The organism is Arthrobacter cryoconiti, assembly GCF_020905375.1.
GTDB lineage: Bacteria > Actinomycetota > Actinomycetes > Actinomycetales > Micrococcaceae > Specibacter > Specibacter cryoconiti.
Window position 1 is genome coordinate 1 of sequence record NZ_JAJJBU010000028.1, and the last position, 4,601, is coordinate 4,601.

Annotated in this window: 4 protein-coding genes and 1 pseudogene; 3 read left to right on the plus strand and 2 right to left on the minus strand. The window is 60.5% G+C overall.

All coding sequences use genetic code 11. The features are described from left to right. A pseudogene (locus LOH53_RS13960) lies at window positions 1-2,685 on the plus strand (DNA polymerase); the annotation flags it as partial. 9 nt (window positions 2,686-2,694) lie between these two features. After that, window positions 2,695-3,285: a helix-turn-helix domain-containing protein gene (locus LOH53_RS13965; RefSeq protein ID WP_230068365.1), complete on the plus strand. Its 591-nt coding sequence runs from the start codon at window positions 2,695-2,697 to the stop codon at window positions 3,283-3,285. A gap of 25 nt (window positions 3,286-3,310) precedes the next feature. On the opposite strand, the gene LOH53_RS13970 is transcribed toward LOH53_RS13965, so the two are convergent. Next, the gene (locus tag LOH53_RS13970) at window positions 3,311-4,006 is read right to left on the minus strand and encodes a hypothetical protein (protein WP_230068366.1); all 696 of its coding nucleotides are present in this window, start codon (window positions 4,004-4,006) and stop codon (window positions 3,311-3,313) included. After that, complete coding sequence (locus LOH53_RS13975; RefSeq protein ID WP_230068367.1) at window positions 4,003-4,305, minus strand: hypothetical protein; 303 nt, start codon at window positions 4,303-4,305, stop codon at window positions 4,003-4,005. The genes LOH53_RS13970 and LOH53_RS13975 overlap by 4 nt, the downstream gene beginning before the upstream one ends. 82 nt (window positions 4,306-4,387) lie before the next feature. Here LOH53_RS13975 and LOH53_RS13980 point away from each other — a divergent pair. Continuing rightward, a partial coding sequence (locus LOH53_RS13980; RefSeq protein ID WP_230068368.1) for a hypothetical protein occupies window positions 4,388-4,601 on the plus strand: 214 nt, incomplete at its 3' end.

The window sequence follows — 4,601 nt, forward strand, 5'->3', positions numbered from 1 at the left end:
GCTGAACGTGATTACTGGCGTGACCACCGTGGAGCCCCCGGAAACCCCTATGACTTCTGGGTAGAGCAGATCCGCACACTTCCCCATGATTCCAGCCTGGAAGGGCGATTCTCCGACTCCGCACAGTGGTGCTCTCACGGCATCCGGCTCATGCTGCGCATGCTCGTTACTCGTGGCGCCCTCACCCAGGAAGAGGCCACCCTGATTCTCAACCAGGCAGACCAGGGAATCCTTGAAGCCCTCGCACTCCAAAACGATGTCGCCGGCGACTCCGGCCACCGCCTGATCAACTACCTCAAGGACGCAATCGCCGCCAACGAAGCCCACCTGACCAGCTCCGACGGTGGCCAGCCCATCGACCCCGAAGGCGCCGGCTGGATTAGCCGCGGCTTCACGTTGAATGCCGCTGAAAAGATGTGGAACCCCACCGGCACCAAGATTGGCGCCGTCAAGAACGGGCGTGTTTTCCTGATTCCCAGCGTCGCTGTTGGTGTTGCCAACCAGATGGCAAGCCGTGCCGATGCCACCTTTGGAGAATCCCAGGTCAGCATCGGTTCAGCCATGCTCTCCCACGGCTGGATCACCCCCGACCGGGCCGGCAAAAACGGTGTCCAACGCCGGCTCTCCGGCAAGCTCATGCGCGTCTGGGACATCCCCCTTTCCGTGCTCATGGGTGAGGATGACGGCACCGAGGACGACGGCATGCTGCCCCCCGCATCACCCACAGCCCCACCCTCGACACCGCTCTTTCCAGGCACCCCACCCGTGGACAATCCGGCCACGGACATGCCGTCATTTGACCCGTACCAGGAGCCCCAGCCAAAGGAAGGCACCATGACTCAGAGCCACACCTTCGTTGACGCCCTGGGCGATGAAATCGTGATGGACCACCTCACGGAATGGCAACCCTGCATCGTGTGCCAGAAGGCAGCTGCAGGCGCCATCGGCGGCACCACAGTGCACATCGCCTGCTGGAACACCCAGATGCTTGCCATGAAGGCCGAAGGTGCCGCCCAGGACCAGGCCCACCAGGCGCAACTGGCGCCCGAACCCATGCCGGCCCCGGCCATTACGGAAGACACCGAACAGCCGGCCGCGGAACCTGAAGAGACGATCCCCGCAGAAAACGCCACCCCGGCTCCGGAAGTTCAGGACGAAGAGGACACATCAGAGCTGGTTCAGGCGGCCAAACCCGAGCGAGTTTCACCCCAGCTCCCCGTCTTCGATGCCTCCTGCGCTGTCCTGGATCTCGACGGGATCCACATCCCGGGCCAGCCCGTCATTGAGCTGGATGCCCTCCCGGCCAATATGGGCGAAGTCGCGGATCTGATGGGCACCCTGAACCTGGGCACCATTGTCCGCAAGAACAAGAACCGGGCCGGCAAGTGGAACTTCCGTTCACTCCAGGGCCAGCTGTATATCACCACGGAGGCCACCATGGAGCTCCTGGGCATCGATGAGCTTCCCAAGGACCGCTTTGACCGGGTGACGTTCATCAAGAACCACACCACCAACCATCCCTTTGTCACAGCCGCCGTTCAGGACGGCTGGTCCATGAGTAAGGACGGCAAGCACCTGGAGGGCACCACCCGGATGTGGCGCAAGGACGATTCCGGCCGGCGGGCCATGATTACCCTCATCCCGATGCTCGGGGATGACGCCTACCCGGCCATTGCCGACTACAAGAAAGATGGGAAACTCAAGGGCCCCGCATCCGCCGATGCCGTGGCCACCCGTTTCCAACGCTTCGCCACGGCCCTGCAGTACCCCTACACCGTCTCAGCCAGCAGCACCGGCCTGGATCTCCTCATAGAGTCCCGCAAGGACCGTGAAGAGACCCTGGCCCCTTCAAACCCCGTGCCACCTGCCACGGTCCCTGCCCTGGTCCTGGACCATAACTGGTCCCGCCCTCTCTCTCAGGAAGAGGAAGGCCACCTCTACGTCCATGCCTACGACCGTGGCGCCTCCTACCTTGCCGCGGCCGACACCAACTTTGGCATCGGTGAAGCAACCCACCTCACCGACAACCCCACCTTCAATCCCAAGCTGCCCGGATACTGGAAGATCGAAGTCCCCGAAACCCAGGAATGGCTCATGCCGTCCATCTTCAATCCCGCCGGCCGTGAGATCCCCGGGGATTTTTGGTACACCACCGAAACACTGGCCCTGGCAACCTCGGACAAGCTCGGCTACACGATCCAGCCCAAAGAGGCCTATGTCTGGGAGAACAACTCCCGCCTCTTCTCCACGTTCGTCAAGAGAATCATCGATGCCCGCACAGCCTTGGACACCCCCACCGCTGACGACCAGGCAGCCCGTGACATCCTCAAGGCCCTCTATGTCCGCACCTTCGGCATGATCGGCTCCCACGAGCACCAGGCAGGCCGCCCCTGCTACAACCCCGAGCGATACGACTTCATCAAGGGCCGGGCCGGGGCGAACATCATCCGCCGGATCCTCGACATCGGCGAGAAAACCGGCCGCTGGCCAGTTGCCGTCTACACCGACACCATCCTGTACACCTCAAATGAAGCCGATGGCGCCAAGGCCTGGCCCGGGGGAGAAGCCACGTTCTCCCGCAAAGCCGGCATGTACAAGCTCGAAGGCACCGCCAAACTCGCCGACCTCAAAAAGTACCTCACCGGCAATGGTTTCGACCTCACCGCCAAGACCCTCTTCAAGTAGGAGCACGCCATGTTTGAAGAACCCAAAGCACCCAGCCCCACCGAACGCCGGGGAAGCTTCTTCTCAGCCCTGACCGGCCGCAAGGATGCCGAAGTGAGCGGCAAATCCGACAACACCATGGGCATGCTCCGCACCCTGTTTTCCAAGTCAGATGGCAAGATCAACACCCGCCAGGCAGCCAAGGATCTCGGCGTTAGCCAACGCACCATCCAGCGCTGGGTCAAAGGCACCCAGCACCCCAAAACGGCCAACCTGGCTAGGCTCAACACCAAATCCCGCCAAGCTGCCACAACCAAGGCAGGTCGCCGCAACGCCGTAAAGACCGCCCACAATGGCAAATTTGCCCAAAAGGGCGCCAAAATCACGATCCGCGGGCACCAAGGCGTGCCTGGATCCAACGCCCACGGTGACAGCTACGCCAGGTACCGGGCCGCCACCCTAAAAATGACTCCGGATGAGATGCAGGACCTCATGCATGCCTACGCCGAAACCGGGGATGCCGGTGTCCACGATTTCCTCCAGCAGCAGTACAGCAACAACTACGGGGCCGGCCAATGGAACATGGACTTCATCAGCAAGATCGACATCAGCGATATCTAACCCCGAAAGACATCCCAGGGGCCAGCTAGGAACCTAACCCCGCATCAAGGCTGATCGGTACGGGACAGGCCGCCAGAACCGCGCTGGAGCTTCCCTGCAGACGTTGCAGGCCCTGCGAGCCATGAACCTCCGGCAGCGCAATCCTCCAGGCCTGGCAAGCCCTCAGAGTCTCAAATTTGGCGCAAAGCGCCTCGAAATGGTTGGTGAAGATCTTCCGCCTGATGATCACCCCACCGCCGGCACCAGCCGTGACCCTGGTCAAGGACTTCTCACTCATCTTGCCGATCCGCGGGATCCAGACACCCAACCTGGGGAAAAACACCAGGTAAAGAACATGAGGCTCAGTCCAGCCCCTGGCAATCCAGTCAGCAGCCTTCACACCCTTGAGCCCCAGAGTGGCCGCATTTTCCCTGGCATTGCGCAGCTGCACGGCCTCCTGCTCATGCACAAGGTCCGAGACAGCAATCCTGGCCATGATACCGGCCCTCCGAGGCTCAGCAAGATGAGTGCGCCCCCACCGCCTCACCGTGCCGGCCGAGACACCCAGCGCAGCTGCCACCTTAACCGCATCCAAACGGCCATCAAATTTCAACGCATCAAAGGCATGCCCCAGAACGAATCGGAGTTGGGGACCATCGAACCAGGCTGCGGTCTGCGGGGCCATCACAGGCCCTACTACTGGTTCTTCAGTAGGTTCCCCCAACACGGCTGGAATTTTCATTCCTCCCCAGACTCCTTCTTCATTTCCTCAGCCTTCTCAGCCTCAGTCCTATTGCTCACAGCGGGAGGCCGGCCCTTGCGGTTCGGGTTCCTCTGGGCGCGGAGATCCAGATACTTCATCACTTCTTCCCTGGAGTAGATGGTGATCTTCTGCGCTACAGGCTGCGGAAAGTCCGGGTCCCACTTCTCCTTCAGCTTCCTAGCGTTGGAAGCCTGTTGAGACACACTGGCCGGCTTGATACCCATCAACGCAGCCACCTCATCCGTGGTCAGCCAATCCCGCCCAAGTTCCTTCACCATTGCAGCACTCCTCAACTCTCAATCAGAGGGCATGACCGCCACACCCATCAGATAAATATATCTCAGATAGATAATTCTGAAAATGATTCGAAATCAAAATAACGTTCTAAAAATTTCTGTCCGAAAATTTTCAAAATCTGACCATCAAAAATTCCCCGGACCCACTTCACCAAATCGCAGAGCGATTGGGCATTCCATGATAATCCTGCACCCAACAGCCCAGTCGGGCACCCCCCTTGCTGGCTTGCCAGCGAGCCTGAACGTTTGCAGCGCAGCTGCAAACTCTGCTACGCAGG

Coding starts and splice junctions, on each gene's coding strand:
- LOH53_RS13970 (WP_230068366.1), bottom strand. CDS start 4,006: ATGAAAATTCCAGCCGTGTTGGGGGAACCTACTGAAGAACCAGTAGTA.
- LOH53_RS13975 (WP_230068367.1), bottom strand. CDS start 4,305: ATGGTGAAGGAACTTGGGCGGGATTGGCTGACCACGGATGAGGTGGCT.
- LOH53_RS13965 (WP_230068365.1), top strand. CDS start 2,695: ATGTTTGAAGAACCCAAAGCACCCAGCCCCACCGAACGCCGGGGAAGC.